Source organism: Pseudomonas sp. RtIB026, assembly GCF_016861355.2.
In the GTDB taxonomy this organism is placed as follows: domain Bacteria; phylum Pseudomonadota; class Gammaproteobacteria; order Pseudomonadales; family Pseudomonadaceae; genus Aquipseudomonas; species Aquipseudomonas peradeniyensis.
In genome coordinates this window covers 4,921,034-4,944,546 of the sequence record NZ_AP023348.2, presented here as the reverse complement: position 1 = coordinate 4,944,546, position 23,513 = coordinate 4,921,034, and the positions used below count along the sequence as shown (strand labels likewise).

The window sequence follows — 23,513 nt, the reverse complement described above, 5'->3', positions numbered from 1 at the left end:
CAATGTCCGACGCCCTGCGCCTGATCCTGGAAGATGAAGACGGCACCCAGCTGGAAACCTCGTGCACCCGTTTTGCCGTGGTCTGGCAAGGCAAGGAAGTGTGGATCCAGCAGGACGGCCGCGGCCAGCTGCTGATCGGCGTCGATGTCGAGGAAGACGACACCGAGTACGCCAACCTGCTGCTGCGCCCGATGGCCACCAACCTGGTCAGCCTGCAACTGGAAATGGAACCGGCCGACGTCGCCGGTGACGACGACCACGTCCACGGCCCGGACTGCGGCCACCACCACTAAGGAAGCGCCTATGCTCGCCCTCGGCAAACTGCTTGAGCTGACCCTGACCGATCACGAACCGGCCGAGAAGACCCAAGTGACCACCGGGGGCGTGCGTTTGCGCTGGCTGGGGGAGGGCGCGCTGGAAGTGCGTCCCCCCGAAGGTGAGGATTGCGGGCTTGACCTGCTGCTGTCGGCCGGTATCCACGGCAACGAGACGGCGCCGATCGAGCTGCTCGAAAGGCTGCTGCACGGTGTGGCCAGCGGCAAGATCAAGCCGCGTGCGCGGGTGCTGTTCCTGTTCGGCAACCCGGCGGCGATCCGCAAGGGCGAGCGCTTCATCGAGCAGGACATCAACCGCCTGTTCAATGGCCGCCACGAACTCTCCAGCGGCTTCGAGGCGCTGCGCGCCGCCGAGCTCGAGCAGTTCGCCCGGGTGTTCTTCAGCAAGCCTGAGCGCACCCGCCTGCATTACGACCTGCATACCGCCATTCGCGGATCGAAGATCGAACAGTTCGCGCTGTACCCCTACAAAGAAGGTCGCCGACACTCCCGTCGCGAGCTGGCTCGTCTGGCGGCGGCCGGCATGGAGGCGGTCCTGCTGCAGAGCAAGTCGTCGATCACCTTCAGCGCGTTCACCTACGAGCAGCTCGATGCCGAAGCCTTCACCTTGGAGCTTGGCAAGGCTCGTCCCTTTGGGGAGAACGCAGAGGTCAACCTCGACAGGCTCAAGAAACGCCTGATTCAGCTCATCGAAGGCACCGAGCCGGAAACCGAGCAGTCCCTGGATGGCCTCAAGCTGTTCAGCGTCGCCCGCGAGATCATCAAGCACAGCGACAGCTTCCACCTGCACCTGCCGGCGGACATCGAGAATTTCTCCGAGCTCAGCAAGGGCTACCTGCTGGCCGAAGACCTGGCCGAGACGCGCTGGGTGGTGGAGGAGGAGGGCGCGCGAATCATCTTCCCCAACCCCAAGGTGAAGAACGGGCTGCGCGCCGGCATCCTGATCGTGCCCGACTCGGGCCAACGGCTGGCTTAAGCCTTGCGCGATCCCTGTAGGAGCGGCCTTGTGCCGCGAAAGGGTCGCAAAGCGGCCCCGGCAATATCTGCTTTGTTGCTGAGATCCTGGGGCTGCTTTGCAGCCCTTTCGCGGCACAAGGCCGCTCCTACAGGAACGCTCAGCGCTTGGCCGGTTTTGGATCCCTTTGGTGATGAAATTCTTTTAATTCACCAACCTGTTAATTTTCCCCGTCCCGGGACCGTAATTGGCTTGCCAGTAGCGAAACGCTGGCTTTAGCATCGCGGTCATGCCGTTTTCAATTGCTGTAGTCCGACAAACCGTCCAATCGACGGTTTCTATCGCATAAACACACTGCACCGAGACTGCAGGACCGATATAATGCGGCCCTTTGCCGTCGTTTCGTCGATTCGACGTGTGGCCGCCGTTTCCGTGGAAGAACCTATGAAAAGCGCAGAAATCCGTGAAGCCTTCCTCCGCTTCTTCGAAGAGCAGGGACATACTCGCGTTGCCTCCAGCTCCCTGATCCCGGGCAATGACCCGACCCTGCTGTTCACCAACGCCGGCATGAACCAGTTCAAGGACTGCTTCCTCGGCCAGGAAAAGCGCGCCTATACCCGCGCCGTGAGCAGCCAGAAGTGCGTACGCGCCGGTGGCAAGCACAACGACCTGGAAAACGTCGGCTACACCGCCCGTCACCATACCTTCTTCGAGATGCTGGGCAACTTCAGCTTCGGCGACTATTTCAAGCGCGATGCCATCACCTTCGCCTGGACCTTCCTGACTTCGGACAAGTGGCTGAACCTGCCGAAGGAAAAACTGTGGGTCACCGTCTACGCCAGCGACGACGAGGCCTACGACATCTGGACCAAGGAAGTCGGCGTGCCGGCCGAGCGCATGGTGCGCATCGGTGACAACAAGGGCGCCCCGTACGCCTCCGACAACTTCTGGACCATGGGCGACACCGGTCCGTGTGGCCCGTGCACCGAGATCTTCTACGACCACGGCGCCGACATCTGGGGCGGCCCACCCGGCTCGCCGGAAGAAGACGGCGATCGCTACATCGAGATCTGGAACAACGTCTTCATGCAGTTCAACCGCACCGCCGATGGCGTCCTGCACCCGCTGCCGGCGCCGTCGGTGGATACCGGCATGGGCCTGGAGCGCATCAGTGCGGTGATGCAGCATGTGCACTCGAACTACGAGATCGACCTGTTCCAGAGCCTGCTGGCCGCTGCCGCCAATGCCATCGGTTGCGCCAATGACGACCAGCCGTCGCTGAAAGTGGTCGCCGACCACATCCGTTCCTGCGGCTTCCTGATCGCCGACGGCGTGCTGCCGTCCAACGAAGGCCGCGGTTACGTGCTGCGCCGCATCATTCGTCGCGCCTGCCGCCACGGCAACAAACTGGGCGCCAAGGGCAGCTTCTTCCACAAGATCGTCGCCGCGCTGGTGGCCGAGATGGGCGAAGCCTTCCCCGAGCTCAAGAGCCAGCAGGCGCACATCGAACGCGTGCTCAAGACCGAGGAAGAGCAGTTCGCCAAGACCCTCGAGCAGGGCCTGCGCATCCTCGAGCAGGACCTGGCCCAACTGCAGGGCCAGGTCGTGCCGGGCGACGTGGTGTTCAAGCTGTACGACACCTACGGCTTCCCCATGGACCTGACCGCCGACATCGCCCGCGAGCGCGAGCTGACCATCGATGAAGCCGGCTTCGAGCGCGAGATGGAAGCCCAGCGTGAGCGTGCCCGCTCCGCCAGCGCCTTCGGCATGGACTACAACAGCCTGGTCAAGGTCGACACCGCCACCGACTTCCTCGGCTATGACGCCACCGAAGGTCAGGGCAAGGTCATCGCCCTGTACAAGGACGGCCAGGCCGTCGAGCAACTGGCTGAAGGCGAGGAGGGCGTCGTGGTCCTCGACCGCACCCCGTTCTACGCCGAGTCCGGCGGCCAGGTCGGTGATTGCGGCTACCTGCAGGCCGGCGCGGTGCGCTTCGACGTGCGCGACACCACCAAGACCGGTGGTGCCTTCCTGCACCACGGCGTGGTCACCAGCGGCGCGCTGACTGTCGGTGCCGCAGTTGATGCCCGCGTCGATGCCGAGGTGCAGCACGCCACCTCGCTGAACCACTCCGCCACCCACCTGCTGCACGAAGCCTTGCGCCAGGTGCTGGGCGAGCACGTGCAGCAGAAGGGCTCGCTGGTCGACAGCCAGCGCCTGCGTTTCGACTTCAGCCACTTCGAGGCGGTTACGCCTGCGCAGATCAAGGCCCTGGAAGACATCGTCAACCGCGAAGTGCGTCGCAACACCGAGGTACAGACCGAGCTGACCGACATCGAGACCGCCAAGGCCAAGGGCGCCATGGCGCTGTTCGGTGAGAAGTATGGCGACACCGTGCGCGTGCTGAGCATGGGCGGTGACTTCTCCGTCGAGCTGTGCGGCGGCATCCATGCCAAGCGCACCGGCGACATCAGTCTGTTCAAGATCATCAGCGAAGGCGGTGTGGCCTCTGGCGTGCGCCGTATCGAAGCGATCACCGGCGCCGCCGCGCTGGCCTACCTGAACACTGCCGAAGAGCAGGTCAAGGAAGCCGCGCAGCTGGTCAAGGGCAATCGCGACAACCTGATCGACAAGTTGTCGGCTGTGCTCGAGCGCAACCGCCAGCTGGAAAAGCAGCTCGAGCAGCTGCAGGCCAAGGCCGCCAGCGCCGCCGGGGATGATCTCTCCAACGCGGCCGTTGAGGTCAAGGGTGCCAAGGTCCTCGCCGCCCGCCTGGATGGGCAGGATGGCAAGGCGCTGCTGGCGCTCGTCGATCAACTGAAGAACAAGCTCGGCCACGCAGTGATCCTGCTGGGCAGCGAGCATGAGGGCAAGGTCGTGCTGGTGGCTGGCGTGACCAAGGACCTCTCCAGCCAACTCAAGGCTGGCGACCTGATGAAACAAGCTGCTGCGGCGGTCGGTGGCAAGGGCGGCGGTCGTCCTGACATGGCCCAGGGCGGTGGCGTCGACGTCGCCGCGCTGGACCAGGCGCTGGCCCTGGCCGTGCCGTTCGCCGAGCAGGGACTTTGAGATGGAGGGGGCGCCGGTCTAGTCGGCGTCCCCGCCATGTTGGATTGTTTTTTGGGGCCCTTGAGGGCTGAGGCACCTTTGAAATGGCGTTGATCGTACAGAAATTTGGCGGTACCTCTGTCGGTTCCATCGAGCGGATCGAGCAGGTTGCCGACAAGGTCAAGAAATTCCGCGAGCAAGGCACCGACCTGGTGGTTGTGCTGTCGGCGATGAGCGGTGAAACCAATCGCCTGATCGACCTGGCGAAGCAGATCACCGACAAGCCCGAACCCCGCGAGCTGGACGTGATCGTCTCGACCGGCGAGCAGGTCACCATCGCCCTGTTGTCCATGGCCCTGATGAAGCGCGGCGTGCCGGCGGTGTCCTACACCGGCAACCAGGTGCGCATCCTCACCGACAGCGCGCACAACAAGGCGCGCATCCTGCAGATCGACGACCAGAAGATCCGCGCCGACCTCAAGGCCGGCCGTGTCGTGGTGGTCGCCGGTTTCCAGGGCGTCGACGAGCACGGCAACATCACCACCCTCGGCCGTGGCGGCTCCGACACCACCGGCGTGGCCCTGGCGGCGGCACTGAAGGCCGACGAGTGCCAGATCTACACCGATGTCGATGGCGTCTACACCACCGACCCGCGTGTCGTGCCCCAGGCCCAGCGCCTGGAGAAGATCACCTTCGAGGAGATGCTGGAAATGGCCAGCCTCGGCTCCAAGGTGCTGCAGATCCGCTCGGTGGAGTTCGCCGGCAAGTACAACGTCCCGCTGCGCGTGCTGCACAGCTTCAAGGAGGGTCCGGGTACCCTCATTACCATTGATGAAGAGGAATCCATGGAACAGCCGATCATTTCCGGTATCGCCTTCAACCGTGATGAGGCCAAGCTGACCATTCGTGGCGTCCCGGATACCCCAGGCGTCGCCTTCAAGATCCTCGGCCCGATCAGCGCCGCCAACATCGAAGTCGATATGATCGTGCAGAACGTCTCGCACGATAACACCACCGACTTCACCTTCACCGTGCACCGCAACGAGTACGAGAAGGCGCTGAGCGTGCTGGAGAACACCGCCCGCGAAATCGGCGCGCGTGAAGTGATCGGCGACACCAAGATCGCCAAGGTGTCGATCGTCGGCGTCGGCATGCGCTCCCACGCGGGCGTTGCCAGCCGCATGTTCGAGGCCCTGGCCAAGGAGAGCATCAACATCCAGATGATCTCCACCTCCGAGATCAAGGTCTCGGTAGTGATCGAAGAGAAGTACCTGGAGCTGGCCGTACGCGCGCTGCACACCGCGTTCGAACTCGATGCGCCTGCCCGACAGGGTGAGTGACACGCTGCCTGGAGGGGCGCGGCTTGCCGCGCCCTTCGCGTTTCTGGCCGCTGCGGCTGTCCCTGTCCAGGCAGCCGTGGTGGTCGATCCGGGCCAGTGCCGTCGTCCCCGGCCAGGCCCTGCTTTTCAAAGACTGTTGTCCCTGAAGATTCATGTGAGGAGAAAACTATGCTGATTCTGACTCGTCGGTGCGCCGAGAGCCTGATCATTGGTGACGGTGAGATCACCGTGACGGTCCTGGGTGTCAAAGGCAACCAGGTGCGTATTGGCGTTAGCGCGCCCAAGGAAGTGGCTGTTCACCGCGAGGAAATCTACCTGCGGATCAAGAAAGAGAAGGACGAGGAGCCAAGCCTTTAATTTTTTTGAAGTTTTTTTCAAAAAAAGGGTTGCAAACGAGGAAGGGTGTGTTTAATATTCGCCTCGTGTTGCGGTGAGGTGGCCGAGTGGCCGAAGGCGCTCCCCTGCTAAGGGAGTATACCTCATAAGGGTATCGGGGGTTCGAATCCCCCCTTCACCGCCATTATTTGCCTGGAGCGCTTAAAGCGATCCGAATGGCACAGCAAGACACGGACTCATAGCTCAGCTGGATAGAGTACTCGGCTACGAACCGAGCGGTCGGAGGTTCGAATCCTCCTGAGTCCGCCACTTTTGAAGTGGCTTTGCCTGCAAGGCTGCTTCAATCCACCAGTGGTAATCTGGTCTAAAACTACCCCACGGACTCATAGCTCAGCTGGATAGAGTACTCGGCTACGAACCGAGCGGTCGCAGGTTCGAATCCTGCTGAGTCCGCCACTTTTGAAGTGGTTTTGCTTGCAAAGGCACTTCAACAAGCCAGTGGTAATCTGGCCTAAAACTACCAACCACGGACTCATAGCTCAGCTGGATAGAGTACTCGGCTACGAACCGAGCGGTCGCAGGTTCGAATCCTGCTGAGTCCGCCACTTTTGAAGTGGTTTTGCTTGCAAAGGCACTTCAACAAGCCAGTGGTAATCTGGCCTAAAACTACCACCACGGACTCATAGCTCAGCTGGATAGAGTACTCGGCTACGAACCGAGCGGTCGCAGGTTCGAATCCTGCTGAGTCCGCCACACATCAAGAAGCCCGCTCGTTAGAGCGGGCTTTTTGTTTTTCTGGCGCGCTGAATTGTCACGGATGTCCATCTACGCTGTTCTGTAGATGTTCCCGAAAGGGGCCAGGCGCCGCAAATCGAACCAGCGCAAGACGAATGTGCTTTTCACGCCAGAGCGACCGTCGCACTCATGGCTTCGAGCGTTGTCACAGCTTTAGCGCGCAAACGATTGTTCTGGCCAAAAATTTAAGCGATCCGACAGCTTGCACAGTGTATGATTGCGCCCGTCAGCCCCGCCGGGGCTTGTGGAATCCCACCATGGACTTACCCAGTAGTTACTCGCCAACACGCTTCATACAGCCAGATCTGACCGATTGATTCTCCCGGCGTGCTCCGCTGCTGGGAGTGGAGTTCGCCTATGACCGAAATCGAAGTAAAGAAAGCCCAAGACAGCCTGCAGGATCGCCTGGCCCAGGTGATCGAGCTGCTGCAGCGCCAGCGGGTGGTCGAGGACCTGACGCACCGTCAGGAAGGTCACCACCATGACCTGGTGGAAAACCTCGTCCACCGCCAGAACCTCGTCGAACTGCAGCGCAAGCTCGACGACCTGCACCCCGCCGACATCGCCTATATCCTCGAAGCCTTGCCGCTGGACGACCGCCTGACGGTCTGGCAGCTGGTGCGCTCGGATCGCGACGGCGACATCCTGCTCGAAGTCTCCGACGCCGTGCGCCAGACCCTGATCGCCGACATGGACGATCACGAGTTGCTGGCCGCCGCCAAGGAAATGGACGCCGACGAACTTGCCGACCTGGCGCCGGAGCTGCCCCGCGACGTCGTCCACGAGCTCATGGAAACCCTCGATGCCCAGCAGCGCGAGCGTGTGCGCTCGGCCCTGAGCTATGACGAAGAGCAGGTCGGTGCGCTGATGGACTTCGAGATGGTCACCATCCGCGAAGACGTCAGCCTCGAGGTGGTATTGCGCTACCTGCGCCGGCTCAAGGAGCTGCCAGGGCATACCGACAAGCTGTTCGTCGTCGATTACGATGGCATTCTCAAGGGCGTGCTGCCGATCAAGCGGTTGCTGGTCAACGACCCGGACAAGAAAGTCGCGGAGGTCATGGCCAATGACCCGGTGACCTTCCACCCCGAGGAAGATGCCTACGACGCCGCCCAGGCCTTCGAGCGCTACGACCTGGTTTCCGCCCCGGTGGTGGACAAGAACGAGCGGCTGATCGGCCGTCTGACCATCGATGAAATGGTCGACCTGATTCGTGAAGAGAGCGAGAGCGAAGTGCTCAACATGGCCGGTCTGCGCGAGGAGGAAGACATCTTCGCCTCGGTCTGGCGCTCGCTGCGCAACCGTTGGGCGTGGCTTGCCATCAACCTGATCACCGCATTTGTCGCCTCGCGGGTGATCGGCCTGTTCGAAGGCTCCATCGAAAAGCTGGTGGCGCTGGCGGCGCTGATGCCGATCGTGGCGGGTATCGGCGGCAACTCGGGCAACCAGACCATCACCATGATCGTGCGCGCCATGGCCCTCGACCAGGTGTCGCCGGGCAATACCAGCCGCCTGATGCGCAAGGAGCTTGCGGTGTCGCTGCTCAATGGCCTGATCTGGGGTGGCGTGATCGGTGTCGTGGCGTTCTGGCTCTATGGCAGCTGGTCGCTGGGCCTGGTGATGACGGCGGCAATGACCCTGAACCTGTTGCTGGCCGCCTTGATGGGCGTGCTGATCCCGATGACGTTGACGCGCCTGGGGCGTGATCCGGCGATGGGGTCGAGTGTGATGATTACGGCGGTCACCGACAGTGGCGGCTTCTTTATCTTCCTCGGCCTGGCCACGCTGTTCCTGCTGTAAGCGTTGGGTTCAGGCCATGCGCACCCCCCCCCTGTAGGAGCGGCCTTGCGCCGCGAAAGGGCCGCAAAGCGGCCCCGGCGATCTTTGCATCAACGCTGAAATCCTGGGGTCGCTATGCGACCCTTTCGCGGCACAAGGCCGCTCCTACAGGGGGGCGTGTGTGACCCCGCCGTCATCCTGCAATCACCAGATGCAAAAAAGCCAGCTTGCGCTGGCTTTTTTGTGTGCGGTGTCGCTGCCTGGATCAGGACGCGTCGGCGGCCATTTCCACATCGTGAGCGATGAGGGCGACCAGGGCATTCTGCTGGCGGTGGGACAGTTGGCGGAAGCGCTGCAGCAGTTCACGTTCGTGGAGGCTGAGCTCTGGGCTGTCCAGGCGCATGCTCAGTTCATCACCCAGGGCGCCTTCCTGGATAAGGCTCTGCTCCAGGCGGGCGATGATCTCGGAGTTCATGCTGCGGTGGTGGTTGCGCGCTACCTCGGCAATGCGCTCACGCATCCCGTCTGGCAGGCGGACGACAAACTTGTCAGCGGTGCGGCTCGAATAGATAGCCTGTTTCATTGGGCGCATATAAATTGACCGGTTGTTCTGGTTCAGGGGGAGCGGTTCGCAAATTGGCCGCACGGTGGAAGTACGACCGCGGCGACGACAAAATGTTCAACCGTGATGTGATTTTGGTTCTTCATCTTGCCTCAGGGTCGCCGTTTCCTTGGCGTCAATTCTGTGACAAATAGTGATCTCGATAAAGGCTTTTTGCCAGTACCAATTATCAGAAATGAGCACTGGTTTGAAAAGTTTCACATTCATCGAATTACACCGGTGTCAGACAAATGCCGTCAAAATCTGGTAAAAGACGGTAAAGGCCTAGGGAAAATCCTGGAATACGCTGGTTTCCCATACATTGAGCATAGTGGCTATGCAATATGACGCAAGCGGTGGGGCAACCTCAAGGGGGCGCCTTGTATTCCTCATGGGACCGTCGGGTTCGGGAAAAGATTCCCTGATCGATGCGGCGCGTGAGCGATTGTTCACCCTAGGTGTCGAAGTCGCCCGGCGGGTCATCACGCGCTCAGCCGAGGCCAAGGGCGAAGCTGCCCTCGGAGTGAGCGTCGAGCGCTTCGAGGCGATGCGCGAGGCGGGGGCCTTTGCCCTGGACTGGCAGGCTAACGGCTTGAGCTATGGCATTCCTGTACAGCTGGACGCATGGCTCGCTGCGGGTCGGTCGGTGCTGGTCAATGGTTCGCGTGCCTACCTGGCCAATGCCCGGCAGCGCTATCCCGACCTGGTGGCCGTGGGGCTGACCGTTTCACAGCGTGCGCTGCGCCAGCGTCTGCTGGCCAGGGGGCGGGAGAGCAACGAAGAGATCGAGCAGCGCCTGGCCCGCAACTTCAGGTTGCAGGCGTATGATCCCGGCGTGCATGTCGTGGACAACTCCGCTTCGCTGGCCGGTGCGGTCGAGGCGTTGCTCGCGCTATTGCGCAACGAAGGCGTGATCGCCGACGCGCAGGGGAAAAAGCCGACGTGCAAAACGCCCGATTGATACATGACAAATGCCTGCACGCTGGTTAACATGCTCGCCGTCCCCGCCGCACAGCGTCTGTTGTCGGCTTCAGTGTCTCAGTAGCTCAATTGGATAGAGCATCCCCCTCCTAAGGGGAAGGTTGGCAGTTCGAACCTGCCCTGGGACGCCATTTCCCCATTCCCCTTGTCTTCTTCACCGTACCTGAACGCTTGCCTGCGGCTGTTGGGCCGTGCGGCTGTAGCTCAGGGCGAAGTGTGCCGCCAGCCCGAAGATCAGCCCCCAGAACGCGGCGCCAAGACCGAGCAGGCTCATGCCCGATGCGGTGACCAGGAAGGTGATCAGCGCCGGCTCCCGCTGTTTCTCGTCACTCATGGCGCCCGCCAGGCCGTTGGCAATGGCACCGAACAGTGCCAGGCCGGCGAGGGCGGCGATCAGTTCCCTCGGCAGGGCGGCGAACACCGAGGCCAGGGTGGCGCCAAAACTGCCCATCAGCAGGTAGAAGGCACCACAGGCCATGCCGGCGATATAGCGTTTATCCGGGTCCTCGTGGGCCTCGCGGCCGGTGCAGATGGCGGCGGTGATCGCCGCCAGGTTGACGCCGTGGCAGCCAAACGGCGCCAGCAGCAGCGAACCCAGGGCGGTGACCGAGACGATCGGGCGTGCCGGCACCTGGTAGCCGGAGGTGCGCAGCACGGCGATACCGGGCACCGACTGGCCGGTGAGCGATACCAGGGCCAGGGGCAGGCCGATATTGACGATGGCCTGCCAGCTCCACTGCGGGCTGGTCCAGGTCGGGATGGTCATTTCCAGCACCAGGGCCTGGGTGTCCAGCTGGCCCAGGCCGGCGGCGAGGCCGCAACCGACGATCAGCACCGAAAGAATCGCGTAGCGCGGCGACAGGCGCTTGAACAGCAGGTAGCTCGCCAGCATCGACAGTACCAGCAGGGGCTGCAGGCGGATCGAGCTGAACAGTTCGGCGCCGAAGCGGAACAGGATACCGGCCAGCATCGCCGCGGCAATGGCCTTGGGCAGGCGATTCATCAGCTTGTCGAAGGCGCCGCTCAGGGCGATCACGGCAATCAGCAGCGAGGCAACGATGTAGGCGCCCACCGCCTGGGCCAGTGACACGCTCGGCAGCATCGACACCAGCAGCGCCGCGCCGGGCGTGGACCAGGCGATGATCACCGGCACCCGCAGTTTCCAGCTCAGCAGCAGGCCGGTCAGGCCGCTGCCGATGGAGATGGCCCAGATCCACGAAGCGGTCGCTGCGTTGTCCAGACCTGCCTGGTCGGCGGCCTGGAACACAATGATCAAGGGGCCTGCGTAGGAGATGATCACGGCGATCAGGCCGGCGACCAGGGCGGAGAGAGAAAAATCCTTTCTGAGGTTGTCCATGGCGAGTCCAGGTGAGTTAATTGATTCGATTGAGTCGATTCAAATTGAATCTATACGGTAACGAGACCTGAATTCAAGTGGGGCTGCTCTCCAGCCCATCGCGGGCACGTTCACTCCTCCTGGTGCAAGCTGTAACTTGTTGATTCAGTGAGTACCTGTGGGAGCGGGTTTACCCGCGAAGCATTCGGCGCGGTGGATGGCACCGGCTCCGCCGGTGTTCGCGGGCAAGCCCGCTCCCACAGAGGGACAATTTCATCCGTGATTTCATGGCAGGAAGGCACAACTTGAATCGCTCGGAGGATCGACTCAAGTCGGCCTGTGTGTTCAAATTTCAATCATTTTCAGCCCGGTAGCCGTCTCATGTGGGTTCCACGGATCAGCGAAAGCAATCAGCCTGTCTACCTGTCCATCGCCGATGCGCTGGCGCATGACATTGCCAGCGGCGCGCTGCGGCGTGGCGAGCGCTTGCCGACGCTGCGCGAACTGGCGCAGGCGCTGGATGTCACGCCCGGCACCATCAGCCGCGCCTATACCGAGGCGTCGCGCCGTGGCTTGACCCAGGGCGAGGTGGGGCGTGGCACCTACGTCCTTGACCGGATCGCCGAGACGGACGAGGCCCCCGTTGCCGCCCGTGCTGCCCCCGCGGTCCGCAGCGAAGTACTCGACCTGTCGATCATCAAGCCCTACGGTGAAACCCTGCAGTACTGGTTGCGCAACGCCTTGACCGAGCTGGCCAATACCTCACGGCTGGAGCAGGTGCTGGACTACGCCCCCGACGGCGGCCATCCGGCGCATCGCGAGGCGGGCGCGCAATGGTTGCGCCAGTGGCTACCGGGTGCGCAGTGGCAGCAGGTGGTCATCACCAGCGGTGCCCAGCATGGGCTGATGGTGGCGATCAGCGCCCTGACCGGGGCGGGCGACCTGATACTGTGCGAGTCGCTGTGCTATCCGGGCATCATTTCCGTGGCCCATGGCCTGGGCCGCCGTCTGCGTGGCGTGCCGATGGACGAGCAGGGCATCATCCCCGAGGCCTTGCGCGAGATCTGCCAGCGAGAGCGGCCCGCCATGCTGGTGTGCGTGGCGACCTGCCAGAACCCGACCACGGCAATCATGTCCAACGAGCGGCGCGCCCAGATCGCGGCGTTGGCGGAGGAGTTCGACTTCCTGCTGCTGGACGATGACATCTACGGCTTCCTTGCCACCGACCCGCAGACCCGGCCGCTGGCGACCTTCGCCCCGGAGCGTTCGATCTACCTCACCAGCCTGTCCAAGTCGGTCATGCCGGCGCTGCGCATCGGCTACCTGTACAGCCCGCCGAAGCTGCTGTCGCGCCTGACCGCCATGGTGCGCAGCACGGTGTGGATGCCTTCGCCATTGACCGCGCAATTGGCCAGCCATGTGATCGGCGAAGGGTTGGACAGCCAGTTGATCCGCATGCACCGCGCCGAGGCGGCGGCACGTCAGGCCATCGCCCGTGAAGTCTTCGGCAGTGCGTCGCTGCAGAGCCAGTCGCACTGCTATCACCTTTGGCTCAACCTGCCCGAGCCGTGGCGCAGCGACGAGTTCGCCCTGCTGGCGCGGGCCAATGGCGTGGTGGTCATGAGCGCCAGCCAGTTCCAGGTGGAGCGCACGGGCGATCCACGTGGCGTGCGGGTCGTGCTGATGGCGCCGACCAGTCGGGAGGAGTTGCGCTTCGCCCTGACCCAGTTGGCCAGCCTGCTTGAGTCAGGGGATCCGCAGCGCTTTTACTGACGGATGCTCAGGGCTACAGCTTGGCGGTGTACTTACGCTCGGTGTCCCTGTCATCTGCCGAGGTCATGGCGCCCTGGGCGCGCTGCGCCTTCTGATCGCTTCATCTCGGTCTCCTCCTGCATGCGTTGGGCGATCTGTTGAGTGATCGCGGTGATAAGCATGATGGCTCCCGGGATGGATCTGAAGACACGACGAAAGGGGCAAAAGCAGTACCAGTAGTGGTACCGGGGCGAAATAGGCCGTCAGGGCTATTCCGGCAGCCTGTTGCTCGGAATATGCTTGCTCGGCATAGGAACAGGATTGCCGCTTGCGGCAAATACAAGCATGTGTCGGCAGCACCGGATACGGGGCGCAGTTGCTGGACAACAGGGAGCGCGTCCATGAGTCAGGCAACAAAGCCGCTACCGGCTGGCTTCACCGAGCAGCAATTGCACACCTTGTTCGATCTGATCAGCGACGGTATCTGGGACTGGGATGCCAACAGCGGCTATGTCTACCGCAACCCGGGCTGGTACGCGATGTTGGGCTACGCCAGCCATTCGCTGGACAATTCCGTGCTGACCTGGGAAAGCGTGATTCACCCCGAGGATTACCCGCGGGTGATGGCGCATTTCGAGGCTTACATCAACCAGCGCAACGAGCGTTATCTCATCGAGTACCGTTGCCGCTGCCAGGATGGCAGCTATCTGTGGATCGAGGACAGCGGCCATGTCATCGCCCGCAACACCGACGGTTCGGTGGCGCGGATGCTCGGCGCCCACCGCAACATCGACGCGGGCAAGCGCCTGGTCGCCGAACTCGAGCAGCGCAACCTGTCCCTGGAAAGCCTGGTGGCCGAGCGCACCCGCGAACTGTCTTGGGTCAACCAGCAGTTGCAGCGCCAGCTCGACGAGAATCGCGAGTTGGCCGAGCGCGACGCCCTGACCCGTACCGCCAATCGCTATCGCCTGGAAAAGACCCTCGAGGAGGCGTGCGAGCGTGCCCGGCGCTTCCGTGAACCGCTGGCGTTGATCGCCATGGACCTGGACGACTTCAAACCGATCAACGACCTGCACGGCCACGCCCGTGGCGATGCCGCACTGGTCGAGGTTACCGAACGGATTCGTCGGTGTCTGGGCGAGCAGGACTTGTTGGCACGTTGGGGCGGCGATGAATTCGTGGTGGTCTTGCCGCGAACTTCGCAGGAGCAGGCACGTGAAGCGGCGCAGCGAATCCAGGAGGCCTTGGCCAAAGTGCCGCCGATAGGCCAGTGCCAGCTGACCATGAGCTATGGCGTGGTGCAGTGGCGCGAAGGGGAGGACCGTCAGGGGTTGCTGGGCCGTGCCGACAAGGCGCTGTACCGGGCCAAGGCAGCCGGCAAGAACGTCGTCGCCGAGTGAAAAAAAGACCCGCTGCGCCAGGGGCGTAGCGGGCCAAATACGGCGATTGCCGCTTCAGTGTCAGGTCAGATGTGCAGGGCGTGGCCCAAGGCGCGCAATGCCGCTTCCTGCACCGCCTCGCCCAGGGTCGGGTGGGCGTGGATGGTGCCGGCGATGTCTTCCAGGCGTGCGCCCATCTCCAGCGACTGGGCGAAGGCGGTGGACAGTTCCGACACCGCCACGCCCACGGCCTGCCAGCCGAGGATCAGGTGGTTGTCACGGCGGGCCACCACGCGCACGAAGCCGGTCTTTGATTCCAGGCTCATTGCCCGGCCGTTGGCGGCGAAGGGGAACTGCGCGACGATGCAGTCCACGCCCTGCTGGCTGGCTTGTTCCGGGGTCTGGCCGACCACCACCACTTCCGGGTCGGTGAAGCACACCGCGGCGATTGCGCTCGGCTCGAAGCGTCGGCTCTTGCCGGCGATGATCTCGGCGACCATCTCGCCCTGGGCCATGGCCCGGTGCGCCAGCATCGGCTCGCCGGCCACGTCGCCGATGGCCCAGACGTTGCGCATGCTGGTCTGGCAGCGCTCGTCGATGGCGATGGCCGCGCCGTTCATCTTCAGATCCAGGCTTTCCAGGCCGAAGCCTTTGGTACGAGGGCGACGGCCCACGGCCACCAGCACCTGGTCAGCCTCAAGGCGCAGCTGGCCACCTTGGCCATCGCTGGCCAGCAGGCAGCCGTCGGCATAGCCTTCGACACTGTGGCCCAGGTACAGGGCGATGCCGAGTTTCTTGATCGAGTCGGCCACCGGCGCGGTGAGTTCGGCGTCGTAGGTCGGCAGGATGCGTTCGCGGGCTTCCACCACGCTGACCTTGGCGCCAAGCTTGCGGTAGGCGATGCCCAGTTCCAGGCCGATGTAGCCGCCGCCGACCACCACCAGGTGCTGAGGCAGCGCCTTGGGCGCCAGGGCCTCGGTGGACGAGATGATCGGCCCGCCGATCGGCAGCATCGGCAGTTCGACGCTGTTCGAGCCGGTTGCCAGCAGCAGGTGCTCGCACTGGATGCGCTGGCCATCGACCTCGACGCTCTTGCCGTCGAGGATCTTCGCCCAGCCATGGATCACCTTCACGCCGTGCTTTTTCAGCAGGGCGGCGACGCCGCTGGTGAGGCGGTCGACGATGCCGTCCTTCCACTCGACGCTGCGCGTGATGTCCAGGCGCGGCGAGGATACGCTGATACCCAGCGGCGAAGGTTCGGTGAAGCGACTGGCCTGGTGGAACTGCTCGGCCACATGGATCAGCGCCTTCGAGGGAATGCAGCCGATGTTCAGGCAGGTGCCGCCCAGGGCCTGGCCTTCGACCAGCACGGTGGGGATGCCCAGTTGCCCGGCGCGGATGGCGGCCACATAACCGCCGGGGCCGCCGCCGATGATCAGCAGGGTGGTGTTGATGAGCTCTTGCATGATCACTCCACGAACAGGCAGGCAGGCTGTTCCAGCAGGCCGCGCACGGCCTGGATGAACAGGGCGGCATCCATGCCGTCGACCACGCGGTGGTCGAACGAACTGGACAGGTTCATCATCTTGCGCACGACGATCTGGCCGTCGATCACCACCGGCCGTTCGACCATGCGGTTGACGCCGACGATCGCCACTTCCGGGGTGTTGACCACCGGGGTGCTGACAATGCCGCCCAGGGCGCCGAGGCTGGTCAGGGTGATGGTCGAGCCGGTCAGCTCTTCGCGGCTGGCCTTGTTGTTGCGCGCGGCGTGGGCCACGCGGGCGATCTCGCCGGCGTTGCTCCACAGGTTGCCGGCCTCGGCATGACGCAGTACCGGCACCATCAGGCCGTTGTCGCCCTGGGTGGCGATGCCGACGTGCACCGCGCCGTGGCGGGTAATGACCTGGGCCTCGTCGTCGTAGGTGGCGTTGATCTGGGGGAAGTCGCGCAGGGCGACGACCATGGCGCGCACCAGGAACGGCAGCAGGGTCAGCTTGCCGCGGCTGTCGCCGTACTTGGCGTTGAGCTGCTGGCGCAAGGCTTCCAGGTTGGTGACGTCGATTTCCTCGACGTAGCTGAAGTGGGCGACGCGACGCTTGGCGTCCTGCATGCGCTGGGCGATCTTGCGGCGCAGGCCGATCACCGGTACCTGCTCGCTGTCGGTGCGCTTGCCGTAGCCGCCCGGTGCCTGGCCGGCGCCGGTCTGCGGCTTGCTGATGAAGGCGTCGAGGTCTTCATGCAGGATGCGCCCGGCCGGGCCGCTGCCATGTACGTAACGCAGCTCGATCCCGGCGTCCAGGGCGCGCTTGCGCACGGCCGGGGACGCCAGTGGCTTGTCGTGGGCTTCGCGCGGCACGATAGGCGCGGCGGCATGGGCCGCAGCAGCCTGAGGTTGTGCCTCGATGCGTGGCTCGGGCTGGGCCACGGCCTTGACCGGCGCGGCTTCCGGCTCAACCGGCTTGGCCTGTGGCGCGTCGACATGGTTGCCACTGCCTTCGACCTCGATGCGGATCAGCTCGCTGCCGACCGCCATCACTTCACCCGGCTGGCCGCCCAGGGCCAATACCTTGCCGCTGACCGGCGAGGGAATTTCCACGGTGGCCTTGTCGGTCATGACATCGGCCACCACCTGGTCCTCGGCGATCATGTCGCCGACCTTGACGAACCATTCCACCAACTCGACTTGCGCGATGCCTTCACCGATATCCGGCATCTTGATGACGTGCGTGCCCATTCAGACCTCCATGACCCGTTTCAGTGCCGCGCCTACCCGCGAAGGGCCGGGGAAGTAGGCCCATTCCTGTGCGTGGGGGTAGGGCGTGTCCCAGCCGGTGACGCGCTCGATCGGCGCCTCGAGGTGATGGAAGCAGTGCTCCTGGACCAGCGACACCAGTTCGGCGCCGAAGCCGCAGGTACGGGTGGCCTCGTGCACGACCACGCAGCGACCGGTCTTCTTCACCGAGGCGACGATGGTCTCCAGGTCCAGCGGCCAAAGGCTGCGCAGGTCGATGACCTCGGCGTCGACGCCGCTCTCCTCGGCGGCCACTTGCGAGACATACACGGTGGTGCCGTAGGTCAGCACGGTGACGTCATTGCCTGGGCGGGTGATCACCGCCTTGTCCAGCGGCACGCTGTAGTAGCCATCAGGCACTGCGCTGTGCGGGTGCTTGGACCACGGCGTTACCGGGCGGTCGTGGTGGCCGTCGAACGGGCCGTTGTACAGGCGCTTGGGCTCGAGGAAGATCACCGGGTCGTCGCATTCGATCGAGGCGATCAGCAGCCCCTTGGCGTCGTACGGGTTCGACGGCATCACGGTGCGCAGGCCGCAGACCTGGGTGAACATCGCCTCGGGGCTCTGGCTGTGGGTCTGGCCGCCATAGATGCCACCACCGCAGGGCATGCGCAGGGTCAGCGGCGAGATGAACTCGCCGGCCGAGCGATAACGCAGGCGGGCCATCTCCGAGACGATCTGGTCGGAGGCGGGATAGAAGTAGTCGGCGAACTGGATCTCGACCACCGGACGCAGGCCATAGGCGCCCATGCCCACGGCGGTGCCGACGATGCCGCTCTCGGAGATCGGCGCATCGAACACGCGGGACTTGCCGTACTTGGTCTGCAGACCTTCGGTGCAGCGGAACACGCCGCCGAAGTAGCCAACGTCCTGGCCGTAGACCACCACGTTGTCATCGCGCTCGAGCATGACATCCATGGCCGAGCGCAGGGCCTGGATCATGGTCATGGTGGTGGTGGACATGGCGTTTTCCAGATGGATGCTGTTGTTGTGATCGTTCATCTCAGACCCCCAGTTCCTGGCGCTGACGGCGCAGGTGGTCGGGCATTTCCTTGTACACATCCTCGAACATCGAGGCGGCGCTGGGGATATGGCCATTGCTCAGGGTGCCGAACTGCTCGGCGTCCTTCTGCGCCTTGATCACCTCGGCCTCGAGCTCGGCGGTGACCGCCTGGTGCTCTTCCTCGGACCAGTGGCCGAGCTTGATCAGGTGCTGCTTGAGGCGGGCAATCGGGTCGCCCAGCGGGAAGTGGCTCCAGTCGTCGGCCGGGCGGTACTTGGACGGGTCGTCCGAGGTCGAGTGCGGGCCGGCACGGTAGGTGACCCACTCGATCAGCGTCGGGCCCAGGCCGCGGCGGGCGCGTTCGGCGGCCCAGCGCGAGGCGGCGTAGACGGCGATGAAGTCGTTGCCGTCGACCCGCAGCGAGGCGATGCCGCAACCCACGCCACGGCCGGCGAAGGTGGTCGACTCGCCACCGGCGATGGCCTGGAAGGTCGAGATCGCCCACTGGTTGTTGACCACGTTGAGGATCACCGGGGCGCGGTAGACGTGGGCGAAGGTCAGGGCGGTGTGGAAGTCGGACTCGGCGGTGGCGCCGTCACCGATCCACGCCGAGGCGATCTTGGTGTCGCCCTTGATCGCCGAGGCCATGGCCCAGCCGACCGCCTGGACGAACTGGGTGGCCAGGTTGCCGCTGATGGTGAAGAAGCCGGCTTCGCGCACCGAGTACATGATCGGCAGCTGGCGGCCCTTGAGCGGGTCACGGGTGTTGGACAGCAGCTGGCAGATCATGTCCACCAGCGACACCTCGCGGGCCATCAGGATGCTCTGCTGGCGGTAGGTGGGGAAGCACATGTCGCTGCGGTTCAGGGCCAGGGCCTGGCCGCTGCCGATGGCTTCCTCGCCCAGGCTCTGCATGTAGAAGGACATCTTCTTCTGGCGCTGGGCAACCACCATGCGGCTGTCGAAGATGCGCGTCTTGAGCATGGCGTGCATGCCCTGGCGCAGTACCTGCGGCTCGATGCCCTCGGCCCAGGGGCCGACGGCGTCGCCGTGCTCGTTGAGCACGCGCACGAGGCTGTAGGAGAGGTCCGCCGTGTCGGCAGGCTCCACATCGATAGGGGGTTTACGGACTTGACCGGCGTCGTTCAGGCGCAGGTAGGAGAAATCGGTCTGGCAGCCTGGCCGGCCTGTAGGCTCGGGCACATGCAGACGCAGGGGGGCGTACTCGTTCATGCTTTTTACGCTCGCTCGAATGTTGTTTTTGTGAGCTTTGAAGCGGCCGCCGCTGACTGCCGGCTCGTGACTGGCAGGTCAGCGTCTTTTTACATCATAGGGGGACGGCAGGAGAATTTTTCTCTCAAGTTCATTGCCTTTGTCCGGCGGCGCAGATAAACATTCCGTACAAACACAAAAACCAGGTCAATTTCTCTCATGCGTAAACTGGATCGAACGGATATCGGCATCCTCAACAGCCTGCAGGAAAACGCCCGGATCACCAATGCAGAGCTGGCGCGCTCGGTCAACCTGTCGCCCACGCCGTGCTTCAACCGGGTCAAGGCCATGGAGGAGCTTGGGGTGATCCGCCAGCAGGTCACGCTGCTGTCGCCCGAGGTGCTGGGGCTGGATGTGAATGTGTTCATCCACGTCAGCCTGGAAAAGCAGGTGGAGCAGTCGCTGCACCGCTTCGAGGAGGAGATCGCCGAACGGCCGGAGGTGATGGAGTGCTACCTGATGACCGGGGATCCGGACTACCTGCTGCGGGTGCTGCTGCCGAGCATCCAGGCGCTGGAGCGCTTCCTCGATTACCTCACGCGCTTGCCCGGGGTGGCGAACATTCGTTCCAGCTTTGCCTTGAAACAGGTGCGTTACAAGACCGCGTTGCCGCTGCCGGCCAATGGCATGACGCTGCGCGAGCAGTAACCTGGGCTGGCCCTTTCGCGATTAAACCCGCTCCCACAGGTTCACCTTTGCCCTGAAGGCTGGCCAGGTTCCTGTGGGAGCGGGTTTACCCGCGAAGAGGGCGCCACGATCCCTGGGGTGCTTGATATTTTAAACACCCCCGGCCTATGTTGTGTGCGTCGCCATTCCCGGCATGCGAACACAACAAGAAGGACAGCGTCATGACGACCGAAGGCCCGCGCAACCAGGCAGCGTTCCTCAAGGGCATCGATGAAATCGAGTGCGTCACCCCCGACCTCAACGGCGTGCCCCGCGGCAAGGTGATGACCGCCGAGGGCTTCCTCGAAGGCCGCCGCCTGCAGATGGCTCGCGGCGTGCTGCTGCAGTGCATCATGGGCGGCTACCCGGCGGCCAAGTACTATGGCAGCGACGACGGCGACCTGGCACTGGTGGCCGAGCCTTCGCAGATCCACCGCCTGCCCTGGAGCGACGAGCCTCGGGCACTGGCCATCTGCGATGCGGTGGAGCTCGATGGCACGCCCTCGGGCCTGTCCAGCCGTGGCCAGCTCAAGGCGGTGATCGCCCGCTATGCCGAGCGCGGGCTGGCGCCGGTGGTGGCGACGGAACTGGAGTTCTTCGTGTTTGCCGCCAACAGCGACCCGACCCAGCCGTTCCAGCCGCCACTGGGCAAGGACGGTCGTCGGGAAATGGGCCACTCGGCCTTCAGTGTCAGCTCCAACAACGGCCTGCGTCCGTTCTTCAACGATGTGTACCGCTGCATGGCGGCGTTGGGGCTGCCGCGTGACACCTTCATGCACGAGATGGGCGTCAGCCAGTTCGAGATCAACCTGCTGCACGGTGATCCCTTGCTGCTGGCTGACCAGACCTTCCTGTTCAAACACCTGCTCAAGGAGGTCGCGCTCAAGCATGGCCTGACCGTGGTGTGCATGGCCAAGCCCCTGGCGCACACCCCCGGCAGTTCGATGCATATCCACCAGAGCCTGGTCGACAGCGCCAGCGGGCGTAACGTGTTCAGCGACGAGCAGGGCAGGGCGACCGACACCTTCCACCATTTCATCGGTGGCCTGCAGGCCTGTCTGGCCGACTTCACCGTGCTGTTCGCGCCGAACGTCAACTCCTACCAGCGCCTGTGCCACCCCTATGCGTCGCCGAACAATGCCTGCTGGTCCGAGGACAACCGCGCCGCTGGCCTGCGCATCCCGGCCAGTTCGCCTGCGGCGCGGCGGGTGGAGAACCGCCTGCCGGGCGCCGACGCCAACCCCTACCTGGCCATCGCCGCCAGCCTCGCCGCCGGCCTGCATGGCATCGAGCGGCAGATCGCGCCGACGCCGGCGATCCAGGGCGAGTTCGAGGTGCCCGAGCACCTGAGCCTGCCCTGCACCCTGCACGCCGCGCTGGAGCGCCTCAAGCGCAGCAACCTGGCGCGGGAACTGTTCGGCAGGGAGTTCATCGAAGGCTACATCGCCACCAAGACCCTGGAGCTGAGCGATTTCTTCGATGAGATCACGCCCTGGGAGCGCCGCGTGCTCGCCGCGCAAGCCTGAGCGCGACACGACCGCTACTGGATGCGCCCCCGGCGGCCGATTTCGCCGTCCGGGGCCTGCGCCGCGATGGATTTGCTTTTATGCTTGGCAGCAACCCCGCGCCACCAGATCAAGGAGCTTGACGGGACGTATGCGAAATATCTGGAAGCCGTTTCAGTCGTTGTACTTCGCCGCCCTGATGATGCTGATCGGTTCGGGCCTGCTCAGTACCTACCTGGCCCTGCGCCTGGCCGCCGACCATGTCGACAGCCTGTGGATCGGTGCGCTGATGGCGGCCAACTACTTCGGCCTGGCGGTGGGCGGCAAGGTCGGCCACCGGCTGATCGGCCGGGTCGGGCATATCCGCGCCTACGCCACCTGTGCCGGCATCGTCGGCGCGGCGGTGCTCGGGCACGGGCTGACCAGCTGGCTGCCGGTGTGGATCGGGCTGCGGATGATCGTCGGCCTGGGGATGATGTGCCAGTACATGGTCATCGAAAGCTGGCTCAACGAGCAGGCCGATGCCAAGCATCGCGGCGCAGTGTTCAGCGGCTACATGATCGCCTCGTATCTTGGGCTGGTGCTTGGCCAGTTGATCCTGGTGGTGCATCCGCAGCTGGGGCCTGAGTTGCTGATGCTGGTGGCGATGTGCTTTGCCCTGTGCCTGGTGCCGGTGGCCATGACCCGGCGTATCCACCCCGCGCCGTTGCGGCCGGCGCCGATGGAGCCGAAGTTCTTCATCAAGCGCGTGCCGCAGTCGTTGTCCACGGTGCTCGGCTCGGGTCTGATCGTCGGTTCGTTCTATGGTCTGGCGCCGCTGTATGCGTCCAGCCAGGGGCTGTCCACCGAGCAGATCGGTCTGTTCATGGGCAGCTGTATTTTTGCCGGCCTGCTGGTGCAGTGGCCGCTGGGCTGGTTGTCCGACCGTTATGATCGCGCCGTGCTGATCCGCAGCGTGGCGATCGGCCTGGCGCTGGCCTCGGCGCCGCTGGCGATTCTGCCGGGCGTGCCGTTGGCGCTGTTGTTCGGTATCGGCTTCGTCATATCGCTGTTGCAGTTCTGCCTGTATCCGCTGGCGGTGGCGTTTTCCAATGACCATGTGGAAAGCGAGCGGCGGGTCTCGTTGACCGCCATGCTGTTGGTCACCTATGGCGTGGGTGCCTGCATCGGGCCGCTGGCGGCGGGGGTGCTGATGAAGCTGCTGGGCGCGCAGATGCTGTACGCCTTCTTCGTATTCTTCGCCCTGGTGCTGGTCTGGCGCATTCGGCCCAAGGCGGTCACCGGGCTGCACCAGGTCCAGGATGCGCCTCTGGGGCACGTGGCCATGCCGGCGGCGGGCTCGCCCTTGTCGGCGGCCCTTGACCCTCGGGTGGATGAGCAGACCGTGCAGGAGGTGATGCAGGCGCCGGTGGCGGCGGAGGATACCGAAGAGGAGGCCGGCGCGGAGCGGGAAAGCGAGATGAGCAAATCCTAGCCAGTCAGTTAAGCCAATTGGGGTCGCTGCGCGGTAAACCCGCTCCCACAGGATCGCGCAGACGCTGAATCGAGCGCTGTACCTGTGGGAGCGGGTTTACCCGCGAAGGGCTGCAAAGCAGCCCCAATAAGTGCGATCAAGCGCTAACTGCCTGGCATTAAC

19 protein-coding genes and 6 tRNA genes are annotated in these 23,513 nt (G+C 63.9%); 18 read left to right on the top strand and 7 right to left on the bottom strand.

Annotated features, from left to right (window positions below):
* Positions 1 to 2 precede the first annotated feature (2 nt).
* From PRtIB026_RS22100 to mgtE, 11 genes are all read left to right on the top strand, one after another.
* Positions 3 to 293 carry a hypothetical protein gene (locus PRtIB026_RS22100; protein WP_011534960.1) on the top strand — a complete coding sequence of 97 codons (291 nt, stop codon included), beginning with the start codon at positions 3 to 5 and terminating at the stop codon, positions 291 to 293.
* A gap of 10 nt (positions 294 to 303) precedes the next feature.
* The gene (gene astE, locus PRtIB026_RS22095; protein WP_203651549.1) at positions 304 to 1,311 is read left to right on the top strand and encodes a succinylglutamate desuccinylase; all 1,008 of its coding nucleotides are present in this window, start codon (positions 304 to 306) and stop codon (positions 1,309 to 1,311) included.
* Positions 1,312 to 1,734: 423 nt separating this feature from the next.
* Positions 1,735 to 4,359: an alanine--tRNA ligase gene (alaS, locus tag PRtIB026_RS22090; RefSeq protein WP_203651551.1), complete on the top strand. Its 2,625-nt coding sequence runs from the start codon at positions 1,735 to 1,737 to the stop codon at positions 4,357 to 4,359.
* Positions 4,360 to 4,442: 83 nt separating this feature from the next.
* On the top strand, positions 4,443 to 5,678 hold the full coding sequence (locus tag PRtIB026_RS22085; RefSeq protein WP_028691060.1) for an aspartate kinase: 1,236 nt from the start codon (positions 4,443 to 4,445) through the stop codon (positions 5,676 to 5,678).
* Between the two features lie 168 nt (positions 5,679 to 5,846).
* On the top strand, positions 5,847 to 6,035 hold the full coding sequence (gene csrA, locus PRtIB026_RS22080) for a carbon storage regulator CsrA (protein WP_003254503.1): 189 nt from the start codon (positions 5,847 to 5,849) through the stop codon (positions 6,033 to 6,035).
* Positions 6,036 to 6,107: 72 nt separating this feature from the next.
* A tRNA-Ser gene (locus PRtIB026_RS22075) sits at positions 6,108 to 6,198 on the top strand.
* 48 nt (positions 6,199 to 6,246) lie between these two features.
* Positions 6,247 to 6,323 (top strand) — tRNA-Arg (locus PRtIB026_RS22070).
* Positions 6,324 to 6,393: 70 nt separating this feature from the next.
* Positions 6,394 to 6,470, top strand: a tRNA-Arg gene (locus PRtIB026_RS22065).
* 72 nt (positions 6,471 to 6,542) lie between these two features.
* A tRNA-Arg gene (locus PRtIB026_RS22060) sits at positions 6,543 to 6,619 on the top strand.
* A gap of 71 nt (positions 6,620 to 6,690) precedes the next feature.
* Positions 6,691 to 6,767, top strand: a tRNA-Arg gene (locus tag PRtIB026_RS22055).
* A gap of 399 nt (positions 6,768 to 7,166) precedes the next feature.
* Positions 7,167 to 8,609: a magnesium transporter gene (gene mgtE / locus PRtIB026_RS22050; protein ID WP_110738608.1), complete on the top strand. Its 1,443-nt coding sequence runs from the start codon at positions 7,167 to 7,169 to the stop codon at positions 8,607 to 8,609.
* 244 nt (positions 8,610 to 8,853) lie between these two features.
* Here mgtE and PRtIB026_RS22045 read toward each other — a convergent pair whose 3' ends face one another.
* Positions 8,854 to 9,180, bottom strand: coding sequence for an Arc family DNA-binding protein (locus PRtIB026_RS22045; protein ID WP_003254499.1), 327 nt, complete (start codon positions 9,178 to 9,180; stop codon positions 8,854 to 8,856).
* Positions 9,181 to 9,267: 87 nt separating this feature from the next.
* Entirely contained in the window at positions 9,268 to 9,417 is a 150-nt protein-coding gene (locus PRtIB026_RS22040; RefSeq protein ID WP_232857539.1) for a hypothetical protein, read from the bottom strand.
* A gap of 109 nt (positions 9,418 to 9,526) precedes the next feature.
* Between PRtIB026_RS22040 and phnN the strand changes: the two genes are divergently transcribed.
* Positions 9,527 to 10,150, top strand: coding sequence for a phosphonate metabolism protein/1,5-bisphosphokinase (PRPP-forming) PhnN (gene phnN / locus PRtIB026_RS22035; protein ID WP_267812956.1), 624 nt, complete (start codon positions 9,527 to 9,529; stop codon positions 10,148 to 10,150).
* 74 nt (positions 10,151 to 10,224) lie between these two features.
* Positions 10,225 to 10,301, top strand: a tRNA-Arg gene (locus PRtIB026_RS22030).
* 23 nt (positions 10,302 to 10,324) lie between these two features.
* On the opposite strand, the gene PRtIB026_RS22025 is transcribed toward PRtIB026_RS22030, so the two are convergent.
* Positions 10,325 to 11,527 (bottom strand): benzoate/H(+) symporter BenE family transporter, encoded by a 1,203-nt coding sequence (locus PRtIB026_RS22025; protein WP_203651553.1) that lies wholly within the window; start codon positions 11,525 to 11,527, stop codon positions 10,325 to 10,327.
* Positions 11,528 to 11,887: 360 nt separating this feature from the next.
* Here PRtIB026_RS22025 and PRtIB026_RS22020 point away from each other — a divergent pair, with 360 nt between their 5' ends.
* Entirely contained in the window at positions 11,888 to 13,279 is a 1,392-nt protein-coding gene (locus PRtIB026_RS22020) for a PLP-dependent aminotransferase family protein (protein WP_203651555.1), read from the top strand.
* Between the two features lie 380 nt (positions 13,280 to 13,659).
* Positions 13,660 to 14,658: a diguanylate cyclase domain-containing protein gene (locus PRtIB026_RS22015; protein WP_203651564.1), complete on the top strand. Its 999-nt coding sequence runs from the start codon at positions 13,660 to 13,662 to the stop codon at positions 14,656 to 14,658.
* A gap of 65 nt (positions 14,659 to 14,723) precedes the next feature.
* Here the strand turns inward: PRtIB026_RS22015 and lpdA are convergent, their stop codons facing one another.
* From lpdA to PRtIB026_RS21995, 4 genes are read right to left on the bottom strand one after another with little or no spacing between them, the layout of a single operon-like run.
* Positions 14,724 to 16,103, bottom strand: coding sequence for a dihydrolipoyl dehydrogenase (gene lpdA, locus PRtIB026_RS22010; protein ID WP_203651566.1), 1,380 nt, complete (start codon positions 16,101 to 16,103; stop codon positions 14,724 to 14,726).
* 2 nt (positions 16,104 to 16,105) lie between these two features.
* A complete protein-coding gene (locus PRtIB026_RS22005; protein ID WP_203651568.1) occupies positions 16,106 to 17,374 on the bottom strand; it encodes a dihydrolipoamide acetyltransferase family protein in 1,269 nt (422 codons plus the stop codon).
* Complete coding sequence (locus PRtIB026_RS22000) at positions 17,375 to 18,433, bottom strand: alpha-ketoacid dehydrogenase subunit beta (RefSeq protein ID WP_186714872.1); 1,059 nt, start codon at positions 18,431 to 18,433, stop codon at positions 17,375 to 17,377.
* 1 nt (position 18,434) lies between these two features.
* On the bottom strand, positions 18,435 to 19,667 hold the full coding sequence (locus tag PRtIB026_RS21995) for a 3-methyl-2-oxobutanoate dehydrogenase (2-methylpropanoyl-transferring) subunit alpha (RefSeq protein ID WP_110738599.1): 1,233 nt from the start codon (positions 19,665 to 19,667) through the stop codon (positions 18,435 to 18,437).
* Positions 19,668 to 19,865: 198 nt separating this feature from the next.
* On the opposite strand from PRtIB026_RS21995, the gene bkdR reads away from it, so the two are divergent.
* From bkdR to PRtIB026_RS21980, 3 genes are all read left to right on the top strand, one after another.
* On the top strand, positions 19,866 to 20,354 hold the full coding sequence (gene bkdR, locus PRtIB026_RS21990; RefSeq protein ID WP_203651586.1) for an Lrp/AsnC family transcriptional regulator: 489 nt from the start codon (positions 19,866 to 19,868) through the stop codon (positions 20,352 to 20,354).
* A gap of 302 nt (positions 20,355 to 20,656) precedes the next feature.
* Positions 20,657 to 21,898 (top strand): glutamine synthetase family protein, encoded by a 1,242-nt coding sequence (locus tag PRtIB026_RS21985; RefSeq protein WP_203652616.1) that lies wholly within the window; start codon positions 20,657 to 20,659, stop codon positions 21,896 to 21,898.
* Between the two features lie 130 nt (positions 21,899 to 22,028).
* On the top strand, positions 22,029 to 23,351 hold the full coding sequence (locus tag PRtIB026_RS21980; protein WP_203651588.1) for an MFS transporter: 1,323 nt from the start codon (positions 22,029 to 22,031) through the stop codon (positions 23,349 to 23,351).
* Positions 23,352 to 23,513 lie beyond the last annotated feature (162 nt).